Here is a 16802-nt window from a genome sequence, read left to right as displayed (position 1 = left end):
CATGACCTTTAGGGTTTTTACTGTCCTTGAAAGATCATAAACATGGTTTAATAGTCAAAGCGCAGGGCCTGACTCACGGCGGCGCGGGAATCTTCGCAAACCAGCAACAGACGGGCATTTCAATGAGCGGACCTCTTTCACATATCCGCGTCCTCGATCTCAGCCGCATCATGGCGGGTCCGTGGAGCGGGCAGATTCTTGCCGACCTGGGCGCTGACGTCATCAAGATCGAGCGGCCGGGCAATGGCGACGATACACGCAGCTGGGGGCCGCCGTTCCTGCGCACGCTGGACGATGCGCCGTCGAAGGAATCGGGCTACTTCCTGTCCGTGAACCGCGGCAAGCGCTCGGTGACCGTCGATCTGGCGACTCCCGAAGGGCAGGCGACCGTACGTGAGATCGCCGCGCACTGCGACGTAGTGCTCGAAAACTTCAAGGCGGGCGCGCTCAAGCGCTACGGTCTGGGCTACGAAGACCTGAAGGCGGTGAGGCCCGACATCGTCTACTGCTCGATTACCGGCTTCGGCCAGAATGGACCGAAATCCGATAACGCCGCCTACGACTTCATGATCCAGGCGATGGGCGGCCTGATGAGCGTGACCGGAGAGCGCGACGACGAACCGGGCGGCGGACCGCAGAAAGTGGGCGTGCCGATTGTCGACATCATGACGGGCATGTATGCCACCGTCGGCATTCTGGCGGCGCTCGCGAATCGCTCGCAGACAGGCGAGGGCGAGTACATCGACCTCGCGATGCTCGACGTACAGGTCGCGTTCCTCGCCAATCAGGCAATGAACTATCTCGTCTCGGGCAAGCCGCCCGCGCGTAACGGCAACAAGCATCCGAACATCCAGCCGCAAGACGTGTTCCGCTGCCGCGACGGCTATCTGGTGCTCGCCGTGGGTAACGACGGGCAGTTCCGCAAGTTCGCCGAAGTCATCGGCCATGCGGAACTCCCCGACGACGAGCGCTTCGCCACCAACGCGCAGCGTGTACGCAATCTGCCGGAGTTGCATGCGCTGATCCGCGCGGCGTTGCTCGAAGACGATCTCGCCGTGTGGCTCGCGAAGCTCGACGCCGCCGCCGTGCCGTGCGGTCCGATCAACACTATTCCGATGGTGTTCGACGACGCGCAGGTCAAGCATCGCGAGATGCTGCGCCATCTGCCTCATCCGGTGTCGGGCACCGTGCCGCAGGTCGTGAGCCCGCTGCGTCTGCGCAATGCGCCGCTCAGCTTCGACCGCGCACCGCCCACACTCGGCCAGCACACCGGCGAAGTGTTGCGCGAACTCGGCATCGTGGCGCGCTGACGCGCACCGGCTTTCCCTTACGAGGACTTATCTTGGCTCGCATTCCCCTGTTTTCTCCCGATTCGATGACGCCCGACCAGGAGCGCGTGTATCGCGCGGTGGTCGATGGTCCGCGCGGCACGGTGGTCGGTCCGCTGCGCGCGGCGCTGCATCGGCCTGAACTGGCCGACCGCTGGCAACGCTTCGGGGAGATCCTGCGCTACGGCACGTCTTTGCCCGCATGGGCGACGGAACTGGCGATCGTCGTAACGGCGCGGCGCTGGAACAGCCAGCTCGAATGGCATGTCCATGCGCAGGCGGCGGCGTCGGCCGGCATCGACGAGGCCTCGCTGGAGGCGATTCGTTGCGCGGGCGAAGTGCGCTTCAACGATGCGGAGCAGGCCGACATCTATGAATTCGCGCGTCAGCTTCAGCAGAGCGGCAACGTCGACGAAGCGGTGTATCAGCGTGTGATGAACCGCTGGGGCACGGTGGGTGTAGTCGAACTGGGCGCGGTGATCGGCTACTACACGCTCGTGTCGATGACGCTGAACGTGCACGATATTCCGCTGCCTGAAGGCGTGCGTGCGCCACTCGAACTACTGGGCGCGCAGCGAGGCGCGGGTGCGGCGCAGGCGCCCGGGGAGCCGTCGCTGCCCGTTCTTAAGCCGGCGTACATTGCGCAGGCCGAGCAGTGAACGGAACAGGACGGCACGGCGTGATGGACTCAGCGCAGACGGCGAGTACCGGAATGGTCAATAGGCTAGACGACCGGTTTTTTGCTTTACACTGGCAAGGTTTATCCGTGCGCGCAGGCGCGCCGCACTGTGTGGCGCGTGCGCGAGCGCATTTGACCTTTTCCGGAGTTGTAATGGCGACAGAAACTGCCGTCAGTCCTGCCCGTTCACTACCCATCGACTTCAGCCTGAGTGGCGTTGCGCGCTATATCCAGCTCGCTACGCTGTTCCGGCGGCGCATCGAAGCCGGGCAATGGCCGGTCGGCCAGCAGATCCCCACCGTCGACGAACTGGCCGAGGAATGCGCGGTCGCGCGTGCTACGGTGCGTCAGGCGCTCGACATCCTCGAAGACGACAAGCTGATCGAGCGCTTTCGCGCGAAGGGCACTTTCGTGATCCGGAAGCCGCAGAGCCAGTTGTGGTGCGCGGTGCCGACCGATCTGTCGGGTCTGCTGCTTGCCGCCGAAGGCGCGAGCATCGAACTGCTCAAAACCGAGAAGGGCGTGATGCCCGCGCACCTTCAGCACGATATCGGCGAGCTCGCGCCGTCGTACCAGCATTGGCGGCGGCGTCACTCGCGCGAAGGTCAGCCATATTATCTGGGCGACGCGTATGTCGACGAGCGGCTCACGCGGCGGATTCCGAAGTCCGCGTTCAAACAGCACACGACAATGCGCATTCTGCGCGACCTGCCCGGGCTCGAACTCAAGGAGATCGATCAGACGCTCACGGTGGGTACCGCGGATGTGGAACTATCGCGCATGCTCGCCATTCCGCTGAATGCGCCGGTCGCCCATGTCTACCGGACGGCGACGGACAAGGACGGTACCGTGGTGTTCGTCGGTAACGGCGTATATCGCGGCGACGTAGTGCGGCTCGACATCAAGGTAGAACTTTAGCGGCGGAGGGTCGTGGGTCGACCGATGATGCGTGCGCGATGTCATCGGTGTTTTCGCCCGTGGCGCTCCCGCCTTATAGGCCAATAAGCCATATGATTCGCTTTAACCGCGCGACCGTTGTCGCCGCATTGAACCGGAAGAGGATTTGCCGATGAAATTGCATTGGTCGCCCCGTTCGCCATTCGTCCGCAAAGTGATGGTGTGCGCCTACGAAGCCGGCGTTGCCAGCCACATCGAATGCGTGCGCACACCGGTCGCGATGGACACGCCGAACCTTGCGCTGCTGCGCGACAATCCGCTCGGCAAGCTGCCCACGCTGGTGCTTGACGATGGCAGCGCGCTTTTCGATTCGTCGGTGATCTGCGAGTACCTCGACACGCTCCACGAGGGCGTGCCGCTCTTTCCCCCAAACGGCCCCATGCGGTTTCGCGCGTTGCAGCAGCAGGCCTTCGCGGACGGCCTGCTCGACATCTATCTGTTATGGCGTCAGGAGCGCAACAAGCCGCCCGCGCAACAGCGTCCGCAATGGCTTGCCGCGTTCAAGGTGAAGTCCGATGCGTCGCTCGATGCGCTCGAAACCCTCGCGCCGTCGCTGCGGCTCGATGCAATCCAGATCGGCGATATCGCGATTGCGTGCGCGCTTGCGTGGCTCGACTTCCGCCTGCCGGACCTCGAATGGCGCGCAAATCGTCCGGCGCTGGCCGCCTGGCATGCGCGTTTTGCTGAACGCGATTCGATGCGCCGCACGCAACCCGGCGATGACGAGTGACGCGATGAACGCTCCGTCTCTTAACTCCGATCCGCTGCGGCGCACCGACGCCGTGCCCGCGAACATGCCGCGCGCGCCGGCCGCCGCACTGCCGCCCGATGCCTGCGATACCCATTCGCACGTGTTCGGTCCGTACAGCCGCTTTGCGTTTTCGATGGCGCCGAGTTATCCGCCGCCGCTCGCGCCGTTCGAGAGTTATCTGACGATGCTCGAGACGGTCGGCGCGCGACGCGGCGTGCTGGTGCAGCCCGCGCCGTATGGGACGGACAACACGGCGCTTGCCGATGCGCTTGTGCGCGGCGAAGGCCGGATCCGCGGCGTGGCCGTCCTCGCCCCCGATGCCGACGACGCGACGCTGAGCGCGCTCGAGCGCAGCGGCGTGCGCGCGCTGCGTTTCAACGAAATGCCGAGCCCGCAGACGGGCAAACCGTATGCGGGCAGCGTGGGTATCGACGCCGCGCTTTCACTGGCGAGCCGCATGCGCGACATCGGCTGGCACGCGCAGGTGTGGGCGCGTTGCGCGGACGTGCCGTCAATCGCGGACAAGCTTGCGAGCGTGGGGCTGCCCGTCGTATTCGAGCACATGGGCTCTCTTGACCCGGCCCTCGGCACCGGACACCGCGACTTTCAAAACCTGCTCGCCCTGCTGCGCGAGGGACGCATTGCCGTGAAGCTCGCAGTGTGCCGCGTATCGAAGCAGGCGCCGCATTACGCCGATCTGCGTCCGTTTCACGACAGGATGATCGAAGCGAATCCGCGGCAACTCGTGTGGGCATCGGATTGGCCGCATGTGCGAATGGGCGATGCGGCGCCCGATGTCGGCGCGTTGCTCGATACCTTCACCGATTGGGTGGACGACGCAGCGATCCGCAACGCGATCCTCGTCGACAACCCGGCGCGCCTGTACGGCTTCGGGTGCTGAGTGGCGGGGCGACGGGGGCGGCGGGGCGGCCGTCAGGTATCGAAGAGGCGAATGCAGATTCACACCCGGAAACAGAGATAGACACGCAAACAGGAGACAGCATGTCATTGAAAATCGAAAAGCGCGACGGCATCGCGATTGTCACGCTCGACCGTCCGCCCGTGAACGCTTTGACGCTCGCGCTTTACGCAGAGATCGCCGATCTGTTCGAAGGGCTCGGCAAGGAAATGGATGTGCATTGCGCGGTGTTCACCGGCGCGGGCCGGCGCGCGTTCTGCGCGGGTCTCGATCTGGACGAATTCCTGCGCGCGACGCCCGAGGAAGACCCGGCGCGCGCGGCGATCGTGCGGCGCACGTTTTCCTCGGTCTATCGTTGCGCGATTCCGGTCATCGCGGCGATCAACGGTCCGGCGCTCGGCGCGGGCTCGGTGCTCGCCACCGTGTGCGACGTGCGCATCGCGTCGAGCGCGGCGCGCTTCGGTACGCCGGAAATCAACGTCGGACGTTGCGGCGGCGCGGCGCATCACGGGCGCCTGATTCCGCAAGGCGCGTTGCGCCGCATGTACTTCACCGGCGAGCCGATCAGCGCGCAGGAGGCTTACCGCCTCGGTCTCGTCGATGAAGTCGTCGAACCGGACGAGGTGATGCCAACCGCGCTAACGCTCGCGGCCAGGATCGCCGCGAAGAGTCCGCTTGGCTTGCGCTACGCAAAACAGGCGCTCAACGATATCGAATCGATGCCGCTCGAAGCCGGTTATGAGCACGAACAGGGCTTCAGCACGAAGCTCATGCACACCGAGGACGCGCGCGAGGCGATCCGCGCATCGGTCGAGAAACGCACGCCGGTGTTCAGGGGCCGCTAGACGCGCCACGTGTTGTTCGCATCGTTCGCAGCCGTTTCAGAAGAGAGGCTGTGCTGGGAACTGTCGGGTGGAGGAGCGCATGTTCATCCATACGTCGATCTGTGTGGTGTGGCGCCGCTATCGGCGACCTCACCCATGTATCAACCGAGCGTCATCAGTCGATGGTATCAATCGACCATCATCAATCGAGCGTCGCGTACGCTGCAATGGCAGAGCGTACGCCACCCTCCAGTGCGCGTAGCGCGCGTAGAAGCGCAGCGCGCAGCGCGGGCGCATCTGCAAGCGACTCGGGGAAGACCTCCCTGAAGCCAAGCATCGCGTCGACGAGCTGTTCGGCGTCGTCCGCGTTCGTGGCGATCTGCGCCAGCCTGTCCGCGAGCGGATCGCTAATCACATACCGCTCGCCACTCTCAGCGCGCCCGCGCAAAAAGACGAACCACGACGCGATCGCCAGCGCGAGCCGCTCGAACGGCTCGCCATCACCCAGGCGCGCCCCGATCGTCGACAAAATGCGCGGCGGCAATTTCTGACTGCCGTCCATCGCGATCTGTGCGCAACGATGCTTGAGCGCCGGATTCGCGTACCGTTCGAGCAGCGCATCGCGATAAGCGAGCAGATCGAACGAGGCGGGCACGTCGAGCGTCGGCGCAATCTCGCGCGTCATCATCGCGTGGATGAGCGTGCGCAAGGGCGCGTGGCTGACGGCATCGCTGATGGTTTCGAAGCCCGCGAGCATCGACAGATACGCGAGTGTCGAATGTGTCGCGTTGAGCATGCGCAGCTTCGCGATCTCGAACGGTGCGACGTCCTCGACCAGTTGCGCGCCCACCGCTTCCCATGCTGGCCGCCCGGCCGGAAACCTGTCCTCTATGACCCATTGACGGAAAGGTTCACAGGGCACCGGCGCTTCGTCCGACACACCAAGCGCCGAGCGTATGGCTGCGCGATCCGCGTCGGTTGTCGCGGGCACGATGCGATCGACCATCGTCGACGGAAAAGCCACCTGTTCGTCGATCCACCCGGCCAGTGACGCATCGAGCTTCGCCGCGAAAGAACGGACCACCTGCTTCAGCGCCGCGCCGTTGTGCGAGAGGTTGTCGCACGAGAGCACGGTAAAGGGCGGCGTGCCGGCCTCGCGGCGCGCTTTCAATGCCGCGGTGAGGATGCCGGGCACGGTGGCCGCTTCGGCCAGACGCAGAAGGTCGTGCACAACTCTTTCGTTGGCGAAGTCCACATCGCCGGTTTGTGCGTCCCTACAATAGCCTTTCTCGGTGACGGTCAGAGACACAATTCGCACGCGCGGATTCGCGAGCAGCTCAAACAGGCGCGCTCGGTCGAAGGGCATTGCCAGCACTTCGCGAAGCGCGCGCGCGACCGTCACGCGCACGCCGCCAGGGCCGCGCTCGACGACGCTATAGAGCCCGTCCTGCGCCATCAGCGCGTCACGCTTCGTCACGTCGCCTTGCAGCGTCACGCCGCAAATGCCCCAGTCGCCGCCGCGCGCGAGCATCGCTTCTTCCGTGTAAAGCGCCTGATGCGCCCGATGAAAATTGCCGATGCCGAGATGGACGATGCCAATCTCCGGCTCATGCCATTTCGGCGAAAGCAGATGGGCGCGTAGTGCGTCGAGATGGGTGCGGGAAAGGGTGGATTCGCTGGTCATTTGTCGATCGAATAGAGGGATTCAGCAAGAGTCATTGAAGGGAAAACCCTCAGTGACTTAGTAACATACTGGTATGGTAGTATCGTCTCGACGGCTTGGCCATCTGAGGAATTCCCTATGAAGATCGTTCGCGCTGATGTCATTGTGACGTGTCCCGGACGCAATTTCGTCACGCTCAAAGTGGTTACCGACGAGGGCGTGTACGGTATTGGCGACGCGACGCTCAACGGCCGCGAACTCGCGGTTGCGTCCTATCTGAAGGACCACGTATGTCCGCTTCTGATCGGACGCGATCCCGGGCGTATCGAGGATACATGGCAGTTTCTCTATAAAGGCGCGTACTGGCGGCGCGGCCCAGTGACAATGTCGGCGATCGCCGCTGTCGACATGGCGCTCTGGGACATTCTCGGCAAGCTCACCAATACACCGCTTTACAAGCTGCTCGGCGGTGCATCGCGTGAGGGCGTGATGGTCTACGGGCACGCGACCGGCCGTGACATTCCCGAAGCGCTCGAGCGCTACGAAGAGCACATCGAGCAGGGCTACCAGGCGATCCGCATTCAATGCGGCGTGCCGAACATGCGCTCGGTGTACGGGGTCTCGAAGGGCAACGGCATGTACGAACCCGCGACTAAAGGCTCGGTGGAAGAGCAGAGCTGGTCGTCGGAAAAATATCTCGATTTTGTTCCGAAGCTATTCGAAGCGGTGCGCGCGAAGTTCGGCTTTGACACGCATCTGCTGCACGACGTGCATCACCGCCTGACGCCGATCGAAGCGGCGCGTCTCGGCAAATCTATCGAGCCCTATCGCCTGTTCTGGATGGAAGATCCGACTCCGGCCGAGAACCAGGCCGGCTTCCGCCTGATCCGCGAGCACACGGTTACACCGATAGCGGTTGGCGAGGTCTTCAACAGCATCTGGGACTGCAAGCAGCTGATTGAAGAGCAACTGATCGACTATATCCGCGCGACGCTCACGCATGCTGGCGGCATCACTCACTTGCGGCGCATCGCCGATTTCGCGTCGCTCTATCAGGTTCGCACCGGTTGTCACGGCCCTTCCGATTTGTCGCCCGTTTGCATGGGCGCGGCGCTGCACTTCGATTTGTGGGTGCCGAACTTCGGCGTGCAGGAATACATGGGCTTTCCCGAGGAAGCGCTCGACGTGTTCCCGCATGCGTGGTCGTTCGATCGCGGCATGATGCATCCGGGCGATGCGCCGGGACATGGCGTCGATATCGACGAGAAGCTCGCGGCGAAGTATCCGTACGACCCCGCGTATCTGCCGGTCGCGCGCCTCGAAGACGGCACGCTCTGGAACTGGTGACACAAAGACGCTATCAACTCATAGAGACACAAGGTTCATCATGCTTGCAGCCGTTCTCCACGAAGCAAAAAAACTTCGGATCGACGAAATCGAAACGCCGCAACCGCTGGCGGGACAGGTACAGATCCACGTGCGCGCGGGCGGTATCTGCGGGTCCGACCTCTCGTACTACTTCAAAGGTAAAAGCGGAGACTTCGCCGTGCGCGAGCCGTTTGTGCTCGGACACGAAGTGGCGGGCGAGATCGCAGCGCTGGGCGAGGGTGTCACGGGTTTGCGCGTCGGGCAGCGCGTTGCCGTCAATCCCGGCCTCAATTGCGGCGAGTGCCGGTTTTGCGTGAAGGGTATGCCGAATCATTGCCTGAACATGCGTTTCATGGGCAGTGCATCGACGTTTCCGCACATGCAGGGCATGTTCCGCCAATACCTGACGGCAGCCGCACGGCAGTGCGTGCCTGTGCCCGATACGCTCGACTACGCGCAGGCGTCGATGGCAGAGCCGCTCGCGGTGGCGCTGCATGCGCTGAGGCAGGCGGACACGCTCGTCGGGGCGAAAATGCTGCTGGTGGGCTGCGGGCCGATCGGCTGCATCGTGCTGGCGGCGGCCCGTCGTGCTGGCGCGCATCGCATCGTCGCGCTCGATCTCGCGCCTAAAGCGCTGGAGATGGCCGTCGCGCTCGGTGCCGACGAAACCGTGCTGGCAAGCGATCAGACGAAGATCGACGAATGGTCGCGCGAACGCGGCACTTTCGATGTGGTGATCGAGGCATCGGGCAGTCCTGCGGGTCTCGATACCGCGTTGCGCGCGGCACGCGCGGGCGGCACGGTGATCCAGCTTGGCAATCTGCCGGCCGGACAGTCGCCGGTGGCCGCGAATCTGGTGATGGCCAAAGAGTTGCGCTATCAAGGCTCGTTCCGCTTCACCGACGAGTACGCGATCGCCGCGGAAATGCTCGCGTCGCGACGCATCGATCTGACGCCGTTGATGACGCATTCGTTCGCACTCGAAGACGCAAATCGAGCGTTCGAAGTCGCACTCGACCGCAACCAGTCGATGAAAGTCCATATCCATTTCGACTGATACGGCGCTTTGCCGTTCAGGAATCAATCGAGCCGCCATCGAAGCACCAAAACAACACGCGGCCTATCGGAGACACTCATGATCAAAAGCCAACGATGGTTCGTCGTGAGCCTGCTGTTTCTCGCGGGCGTCGTGAACTACCTCGACCGCGCAGCACTCTCGATCGCCGCGCCGCTGATCCAGAAGGATCTGCACTTTTCGCACGCGCAGATGGGCGTCGTGTTCAGCAGCTTCTTCATCGGCTATGCACTATTCAATTTCGTGGGCGGCGTGCTGTCCGACAAGATCGGCGCGAAGAAAGTGTTCGGCGGCGCGATGGGTATCTGGTCGCTGTTCTGCGGCGCGACCGCGCTTGCGAGCAGCCTTGTCTCGCTGATCGTGTTGCGCGTGCTGTTCGGCATGGGCGAAGGACCGTTCAGTTCATCGAACAGCAAGATGGTCAACAACTGGTTCCCGCGTCGCGAAGTGGCGAGCGCGATCGGCGTCATCAGTTCCGGTACGCCGCTTGGCGGCGCGCTGGCGGGACCGGTCGTCGGCTACATGGCGATTCAGTTCGGTTGGCGCTGGGCGTTTGTAGTCATCATGATCATCGGTTTTGCGTGGCTCGTGCTGTGGACGCTCACCACAACCGAGCATCCGCAGCAGAACAGCCGCGTGACGAAGAACGAACTTGCGCTGATCGTCGCAGGACAGCAGACGCAAGCATCGATGGAACACAGCGCGCAGAGTGACAAGGCGGGTCTCGGCTTTTATCTGCGCCAGCCGATCATTCTCGCGACGGCGTTCGCGTTTTTCGCATACAACTACGTGCTGTTCTTTTTCCTGTCGTGGTTTCCGACGTATCTGACCGAAGCGCATCACATGTCGCTACACGACATGAGCATCGCGACCGTGATTCCGTGGTTGCTCGGCAGCATCGGGCTTGCAGGAGGCGGGTTCATCACCGACGCGATCCTGCGCATCACCGGTAAGCCCTTGATGTCGCGCCGGCTCGTGCTATCCATCTGTCTGGGCATGGCGGCGGTGTGCGTCGGCTTTGCTGGACGTGTGCAGACGACGCAAGGCGCCATCGCGTTGATGTCCGTGTCGATCTTCTTCCTCTATGTTACTGGCTCCGTGTACTGGGCGGTGATTCAGGACACCGTGCGCCGCGAGAACGTGGGTGGCGTCGGCGGATTCGTGCATCTGCTTGCGAATCTTGCAGGAGTGATCGGGCCGGCGGTGACGGGCTTCATTGTCGAGGCGACACATGGCGCTTACGGCGCGGCATTCGTGCTCGCAGGCGCTATTGCGGTGCTCGGCGCGCTGTGCGCGTTCGTGTGGATCCGCGAGCCGAGGCATGCTGCGACCCGCGAAACGCAAACGCGCAACGGCGCCGTCACGCGCTGATTTATGGACGCTGATTTATAGACGCCGGCTTCTATTCGATGACTTTCACGCACATCGGTGTGCCGATCCTCATCTCGTCGGCCTTTCCCACGATGCAGCCGCTTGCTTCATCGCGCCGCCATACGACGAGGATGTCGCTGTCCTGATTGGCCGCGAGCAGAAAGCGATTGGATGGCGACAGCGTGAAGCTGCGCGGCGTCCTGCCGCCGCTCGGATGAAACCCGCGACGTTCGACGATCGCGCCGTCGCTCGCAAGCGCATAGACGCCGATGCAATCCGCGCCTCTGAACGATGCATAGAGAAAGCGGCCGTCGTTTGAAATTGCGAGGTCGGCGGCATGACTTGCGGGGCTGTCGGCGGGCAATCCGTCGATTGTCTGCTGCAACGTCAGCGCGCCGCTCGCACGCTCGTAGCGGAGATGGCAAAGCGTATTGCCCAGTTCGTTCACGACATACAGGCAATCGAGCGATGGATGAAACACGAGATGGCGAGGTCCGCTGCCGGGCGCAAGATGCAGCGGCTCGATCTCCGGTGGCAGCAAGCCGTGCCCGTCCGGGTCGATGCGATACGTTGAAAGCGTGTCCGTGCCGAGATCGGTCACGCACGCGAAACGGTTGTCCGGCGACGCCACGACGCAATGCACGTGCGGCACGCCTTGCCGGTCGGCACGCGGCCCGGCGCCACGGTGCGCATGCTCGCTGACAGCCGGCGACAGCCCCCCGTCGGCCTGGATCGCATACGCGACGACATGGCGGCCGGGCAGTTCGTCTCGTGTCTCATGCGCGTAATTGGCGACGAACACATAACGTCCGTCACGATCGGTCGAGCAGTGGGCGCTCAGGCTGCCGCGCGTCGAATGAGTTTCGCCTACGCGTGTGAGCGAGCCGGCATTGTCGTCATACGCGTACGCTGCAATCGAGCCTTCTGTTTGGCCGAAAAGTTCGCTCGTCGCAAAGAGCATTGCGCGCGACGGCTGTATCGCGAGATAGGTCGGATTGTCCACGTCGCGGAACTCGGCGAGGTGCCGCAGCTTACCGGTCGATTCATTGAGCGAAAGGGTCGTCATGCCACGCCCGTTTGCTGCTCCAAAATGCGGCACGCCGCGATTCAGGCTGCCTACGAATACCAGCGATTCCTTGCGTTGTTTCATCGGGTCTCCTTACGTGCTCTGAATAAAACGAAGGTTACTCGTGCCGGGCGCGTATGGATTCCGGAAAACTACCTACTTGTATGGTAGTAGGTTGGAACCTATGATTGCATCACCAACGGGCCGCGACAAGACGGTCCGCGCGACAGCCAGTCGCCACCGTTCATTCAGATCATCAAGGAGACAACCGTGCCATCCAGTTCCATTCGCGTTGCAAGATTCGCCACCTTCACGCTGGCCGCGCTTAGCGTTGCGGCCTCCGCTGCCGTAGCGACGGGCGATACATCCAGGGACAAGATCGCGTTGTCCAACAGCTACGCGGGCAACACGTTCCGCCAGCAACAGCTGAAGAGCTGGGCCGAAGTGGCCACGCAGGCGAGGAAGGCTGGGCTCATCGCCGATGCGCCCGCATACACGACCGCCGAGAACCAGGCGACCGAGCAGGCGCAGCAAATCCAGAATCTCGTGCTTCAGGGCTACAAGGCAATCGTCATCAACGCCGCGTCGCCGACGGCGCTCAACGGCTCGGTCAAGCAGGCGTGCGCGGCGGGTGTGGTCGTCGTGTCATTCGACGGCATCGTGACGGAACCGTGCGCGTATCGCATTGCGGCGGACTTCCACAAGATGGGCGCGCAACAGGTGGACTTTCTTGCAAAGCAGTTGAACGGCAAAGGCAACCTGCTCGAAGTTCGCGGGCTTGCCGGTGTGTCGGTGGACGATCAGATTCATCAGGGCATTGTCGACGAGATGAAAAAATATCCGGGCATGAAGATCGTCGGCTCGGTGTACGGCCAGTGGACGCAGACGGTCGCGCAGAAGGAAGTGGCGGGCATTCTGCCTTCGCTGCCCCAGATCGACGGCGTCGTCACGCAAGGCGGCGACGGTTACGGCGTCGCGCAGGCGTTCCGCGCGGGCGGCCGCAAGATACCGACGATCATCCTCGGCAATCGCCAGGAAGAACTCGCGTGGTGGCAGCAGCAGGGCGTGGGCACCTACAAAACGATGTCGATTGCCGCCGACCCCGGCTCGTCGACTTTCGCGTTCTGGGCCGCGCAGCAGATACTTGCCGGCAACAAGCTGCCGCATGATATGTCGCTGCCGACGCTCACGGTCACGCCGGAATCGCTTCCGACTGTCTTGCCGAAGACGGCGCCCGGCACCGTTGCAAGCAATGTGTTCTCGCGGGAACAGGTAGTCGACATGGTGCAGGGCGCGAAGAAGTAAGCGCACGCGGCTCTGCGTGAGCCGCTTTTTCGATCCTTCTGAGGCAAGTCGGATGAATCATTCCGGAAGCGTTACGCTCGACGAGCCGCACGCTCATACGAAACTCCCGACGCTGTTATCCATTCGCGGACTAGCTGTGTCGTTTGGCGCGGTGCGCGCATTGCAGGGCGCTGACTTCGATTTTGCGGCGGGCGAGTGCGTCGCCATTGCCGGGCATAACGGCGCCGGCAAATCGACATTGATGTCGGTATTGTCAGGCGCCCGACGCGCGAGCGAGGGCGCAATTGAAATCGACGGTGACCGTTACGCTGACGGTTTCGATGCCCCGATCGCGCGCTCGCTCGGCATTCGCTGCGTGTTCCAGGAGTTGTCGCTGTGTCCGAATCTGACCATCGAGGAGAACATGCGCGCGGCGCATCCGCAACTGCGCGGCTTCGGGTGGCGCAGGCGGGCGCGGCAGACCATCGAGGCAGAGCTCGACATGATTTTTCCGGGCCACGGCTTGCGCGGCACGGACGTTGTTGGCGACCTGTCGCTGGCTCAGCAGCAGATGGTGGAAATCGCGCGTGCTTTCGCGCGCGTGGACGCGCCCGTGCGGCTCGTCATTCTCGATGAACCGACGTCGAGTCTCGACCGCTACACCGCGCAACAACTTCTCGCGCATATTCGCGCGTGTGCGGCCAACGGCATCAGTTGCATTCTGATCACGCACATGCTCGAAGAGATGCTGCGAAGCGCCGATCGCGTCATGGTGATGCGCGACGGCAAGATCGTCTCGACACTGCCGGCACCGAATCTCGAGAAGGAGCAGATCATTCGCGCGATGGGGCAGTTTACCGAAGCGGCAGAGCCATCGCCGCAGCGGGAGGCGAAAACGAGCGCGGCCGATTCCGCGTTCAGTTGGGCAATCGGGCCACGCGGACGCACGAGGATCGAGGCGGCGCGCGGCAGCATCGTCGGTTTTGCGGGCCTTGCAGGGCAGGGCCAGACCGACGCGCTGCTCGCGATTTACGCGCACGCCCGCAAGCGCGGCTCGCATCAGACTGTCGCATTCGTGGCCGGCGACCGTCGAGCCGATGGCGTATTCGCCGACTGGAGCATCGCGGAAAACTTCGATATCCGCGCGCTGTATGACGGCAAGAGCCGGGCATGGATCGACCGCGAAGGCTTGCGTGCATTGTTCGACACCTGGAAGGCGCGCATCAACATTCGCGGGGCCGCTGCGTCCGCTCCGATTCTCGCGCTGTCCGGCGGCAATCAGCAAAAGGTGCTGTTCGCGCGCGCCCTCGCATCCGACGCAGAACTCGTGCTGATGGACGATCCGATGCGCGGCGTCGATATCGGCACGAAGCTCGAGATCTACACGCTTTTGCAGGCCGAAGCCGCGAAGGGCCGCACATTCGTCTGGTACACCACCGAGAACGACGAGTTCGCCTACTGCGACAAGATCTATGTTTTTCGCGCGGGCCAGGTGACCCGCGTGCTCGACGCCAGCGGATGCACGGAAGATGCATTGCTGGCCGCGAGTTTCGACGAGGTGCCCGCATGAATACGACGACGGCCGCACACGCGGCTTCGACGCGGACAAAACGCAGCGCGGACCTGCGCGCCGCGCTGCCGGTGGTGTCGCTGCTGGCGGTACTCGTGCCGATGGTGATCATCCAGCCGAATACGTTCAGTTACTTCGGCATGGTGATGCTGCTGAACCTGGGCGTCCCGATCGTGTTCGCGACGCTTTCGCAGCTTGCCGTGATAACCGCGAACGAACTCGATCTGTCGATTGGCTCATTTGTGAGTCTGGTCGCGTGTATCGGTGCGACGCTGCTGGTCAAGACGCCGTGGCTAGGCTGTCTCGCGCTCGCGGGATGTGTCGTGCTCTATGCGCTGGTCGGCGCGCTGATCGAATGGCGGCGCATTTCGTCGGTGGTCGTCACGCTCGGGCTGTCGTTCGTCTGGAACGGACTCTCGGTGCTTCTTTTGCCTTCGCCCGGCGGCACGAGCCCGGAATGGCTGTCGACGCTGATGGGTTTCCAGTCGCCGGTCATTCCCACGCCACTCGTGTGGACCGCGGGCATTGCGCTCGCAGCACATCTGCTTCTGATGCGCTCGTCAGCAGGTGTGGCGCTGCGCGGCGTCGGCGGCAATGCGCACGCGATGCGGCGCTTCGGATGGTCGATCGTCCGGGCCAAGGCGCTGCTGTTCGGCTGCGCGGGGCTGTTCGGCGTGTGCTCCGGACTCGCGCTGCTCGGACTCACGACATCGGCGGACGCGAACATTGCGTTGCGCTACACGCTCCTGTCCGTGGCGGGCGTGATCCTTGGCGGCGGCGAGTTTGTCGGCGGCCGCGTGTCCGCGCTCGGCGCGGTGCTCGGTGCAGTCACGCTGACGCTGGCGTCGTCGTTCCTGTCCTTTTTGCAGATTGCGCCCGAATGGCAGATCGGTTTGCAGGGGCTGATTCTGATCGTCGTGCTATCGCTGCGGCTCGTGTTTCGCAAACGGGGAGGTCGTCAGTGAAAGCCATCGACAACGGTTTTATCGCCCGCACGCGTGAACTGCCGTGGCTCTGGTCGGTAGCCGGCGCAGTGATTGTCGGCATCGCCGCAATGATCGCGTTCGGGGCGTTCACGGCTGGCAACATGCTGTCGGCCGCATCGGCATTCGTCGTATTTACCGTGCTGGTCGGACTCGGGCAGATGCTCGTCGTGACGAGCGGCCCGGGCAACATCGACCTGTCGATTCCGGCGACGATTGCGCTCTGCGGCGGCGTTGCGATGCGTGTGATGAGCGCGCACGACGGCGCGTTGCTGGTGGGCGTCGCGGTGGCGATCGGCGTGGGCATCGGTATCGGACTGTTCAACTACGCGCTGATCCGGCTGCTGCGGATTCCGCCGATCATCGCGACGCTGTCATCGAGCTTCGTTCTGCAATCGATTGCGATCAGCCTGGGGCGCGGCAGCGCGGCGCCGCCGCCGATGCTTGAGAACTTCGCGCTTAGCCGCATCGCGGGCGTGTCCAGTCTCGCCTTCGTCGCACTGGCGGCGACGATGTTGGTGGCAGTCGTGCTGTTTCGCCTCGTGGCGGGGCGCAGCCTCTCCGCCGTCGGCCAGAACGCGCAAGCGGCGAATCTTGCCGGGGTGCGCGTCGAGCGCGTTCGATGCGCGACCTACGTAAGCTGCTCGGTGCTGGTCGCGCTGGCGGCGTTACTGCTGGCCGCGTTCGCCGGCGGCGCGACGCTCGATATGGGCGCAGACTACATGTTGCTGTCGGTGGCCGTCGTGGTGATCGGCGGAACGCAGGTATCCGGGGGGCGCGCGAGCCCGACAGGCGTATGGGGCGCGGCATGTTTCCTGTTTCTCATCAACGCGCTGCTGAACGCAAGCGGCGCGGGAGCGGGGCTGCGAGCGGTCGTGTACGGAGGACTGATCATCGCAGTGACGACGATTGCCGGCGGCGCACCCGCCGCGCGCCGGTAGTCCGCACGGGGTATCGGATCTTC

Annotated in this window: 15 protein-coding genes; 13 read left to right on the top strand and 2 right to left on the bottom strand. The window is 63.5% G+C overall.

Going from position 1 to position 16802, the window contains the following annotated elements:
• Nucleotides 1–122 precede the first annotated feature (122 nt).
• From F759_RS0121950 to F759_RS0121925, 6 genes are all read left to right on the top strand, one after another.
• The gene (locus F759_RS0121950; protein WP_027801764.1) at nucleotides 123–1310 is read left to right on the top strand and encodes a CaiB/BaiF CoA transferase family protein; all 1188 of its coding nucleotides are present in this window, start codon (nucleotides 123–125) and stop codon (nucleotides 1308–1310) included.
• Between the two features lie 32 nt (nucleotides 1311–1342).
• The gene (locus tag F759_RS0121945; protein WP_027801763.1) at nucleotides 1343–1987 is read left to right on the top strand and encodes a carboxymuconolactone decarboxylase family protein; all 645 of its coding nucleotides are present in this window, start codon (nucleotides 1343–1345) and stop codon (nucleotides 1985–1987) included.
• Between the two features lie 173 nt (nucleotides 1988–2160).
• Entirely contained in the window at nucleotides 2161–2925 is a 765-nt protein-coding gene (locus F759_RS0121940; protein ID WP_027801762.1) for a GntR family transcriptional regulator, read from the top strand.
• Between the two features lie 151 nt (nucleotides 2926–3076).
• Nucleotides 3077–3694 carry a glutathione S-transferase N-terminal domain-containing protein gene (locus F759_RS0121935; RefSeq protein WP_027801761.1) on the top strand — a complete coding sequence of 206 codons (618 nt, stop codon included), beginning with the start codon at nucleotides 3077–3079 and terminating at the stop codon, nucleotides 3692–3694.
• Between the two features lie 4 nt (nucleotides 3695–3698).
• Nucleotides 3699–4616, top strand: coding sequence for an amidohydrolase family protein (locus tag F759_RS0121930; protein ID WP_036024954.1), 918 nt, complete (start codon nucleotides 3699–3701; stop codon nucleotides 4614–4616).
• Nucleotides 4617–4717: 101 nt separating this feature from the next.
• Nucleotides 4718–5479 (top strand): enoyl-CoA hydratase-related protein, encoded by a 762-nt coding sequence (locus F759_RS0121925; RefSeq protein ID WP_027801759.1) that lies wholly within the window; start codon nucleotides 4718–4720, stop codon nucleotides 5477–5479.
• A gap of 181 nt (nucleotides 5480–5660) precedes the next feature.
• On the opposite strand, the gene F759_RS0121920 is transcribed toward F759_RS0121925, so the two are convergent.
• Complete coding sequence (locus F759_RS0121920; RefSeq protein WP_027801758.1) at nucleotides 5661–7142, bottom strand: mannitol dehydrogenase family protein; 1482 nt, start codon at nucleotides 7140–7142, stop codon at nucleotides 5661–5663.
• 117 nt (nucleotides 7143–7259) lie between these two features.
• Between F759_RS0121920 and manD the strand changes: the two genes are divergently transcribed.
• The 3 genes from manD to F759_RS0121905 all read left to right on the top strand — a co-directional run bounded on the left by manD (nucleotide 7260) and on the right by F759_RS0121905 (nucleotide 10935).
• Nucleotides 7260–8468 (top strand): D-mannonate dehydratase ManD, encoded by a 1209-nt coding sequence (gene manD, locus F759_RS0121915; RefSeq protein ID WP_027801757.1) that lies wholly within the window; start codon nucleotides 7260–7262, stop codon nucleotides 8466–8468.
• A 40-nt stretch (nucleotides 8469–8508) separates the two neighbouring features.
• On the top strand, nucleotides 8509–9546 hold the full coding sequence (locus F759_RS0121910) for an L-idonate 5-dehydrogenase (protein WP_027801756.1): 1038 nt from the start codon (nucleotides 8509–8511) through the stop codon (nucleotides 9544–9546).
• A gap of 78 nt (nucleotides 9547–9624) precedes the next feature.
• Nucleotides 9625–10935 (top strand): MFS transporter, encoded by a 1311-nt coding sequence (locus F759_RS0121905; RefSeq protein WP_027801755.1) that lies wholly within the window; start codon nucleotides 9625–9627, stop codon nucleotides 10933–10935.
• A gap of 31 nt (nucleotides 10936–10966) precedes the next feature.
• Here the strand turns inward: F759_RS0121905 and F759_RS0121900 are convergent, their stop codons facing one another.
• On the bottom strand, nucleotides 10967–12085 hold the full coding sequence (locus tag F759_RS0121900; protein WP_027801754.1) for a lactonase family protein: 1119 nt from the start codon (nucleotides 12083–12085) through the stop codon (nucleotides 10967–10969).
• Between the two features lie 186 nt (nucleotides 12086–12271).
• Here F759_RS0121900 and F759_RS0121895 point away from each other — a divergent pair, with 186 nt between their 5' ends.
• The 4 genes from F759_RS0121895 to F759_RS0121880 are packed head-to-tail and all read left to right on the top strand — an operon-like array spanning nucleotide 12272 to nucleotide 16779.
• Entirely contained in the window at nucleotides 12272–13306 is a 1035-nt protein-coding gene (locus F759_RS0121895; RefSeq protein ID WP_244438879.1) for an ABC transporter substrate-binding protein, read from the top strand.
• 52 nt (nucleotides 13307–13358) lie between these two features.
• Nucleotides 13359–14855 carry an ATP-binding cassette domain-containing protein gene (locus F759_RS0121890; RefSeq protein ID WP_051377402.1) on the top strand — a complete coding sequence of 499 codons (1497 nt, stop codon included), beginning with the start codon at nucleotides 13359–13361 and terminating at the stop codon, nucleotides 14853–14855.
• On the top strand, nucleotides 14852–15820 hold the full coding sequence (locus F759_RS0121885) for an ABC transporter permease (RefSeq protein WP_051377401.1): 969 nt from the start codon (nucleotides 14852–14854) through the stop codon (nucleotides 15818–15820). The genes F759_RS0121890 and F759_RS0121885 overlap by 4 nt, the downstream gene beginning before the upstream one ends.
• Nucleotides 15817–16779, top strand: a complete 963-nt coding sequence (locus F759_RS0121880) for an ABC transporter permease (protein WP_027801750.1) — start codon at nucleotides 15817–15819, stop codon at nucleotides 16777–16779. The genes F759_RS0121885 and F759_RS0121880 overlap by 4 nt, the downstream gene beginning before the upstream one ends.
• Nucleotides 16780–16802: the final 23 nt, after the last annotated feature.

Source organism: Paraburkholderia dilworthii, from assembly GCF_000472525.1.
Taxonomy (GTDB): domain Bacteria; phylum Pseudomonadota; class Gammaproteobacteria; order Burkholderiales; family Burkholderiaceae; genus Paraburkholderia; species Paraburkholderia dilworthii.
Note: the sequence above shows the minus strand (reverse complement) of the source record. Positions and strands in the feature narration are given on the sequence as shown.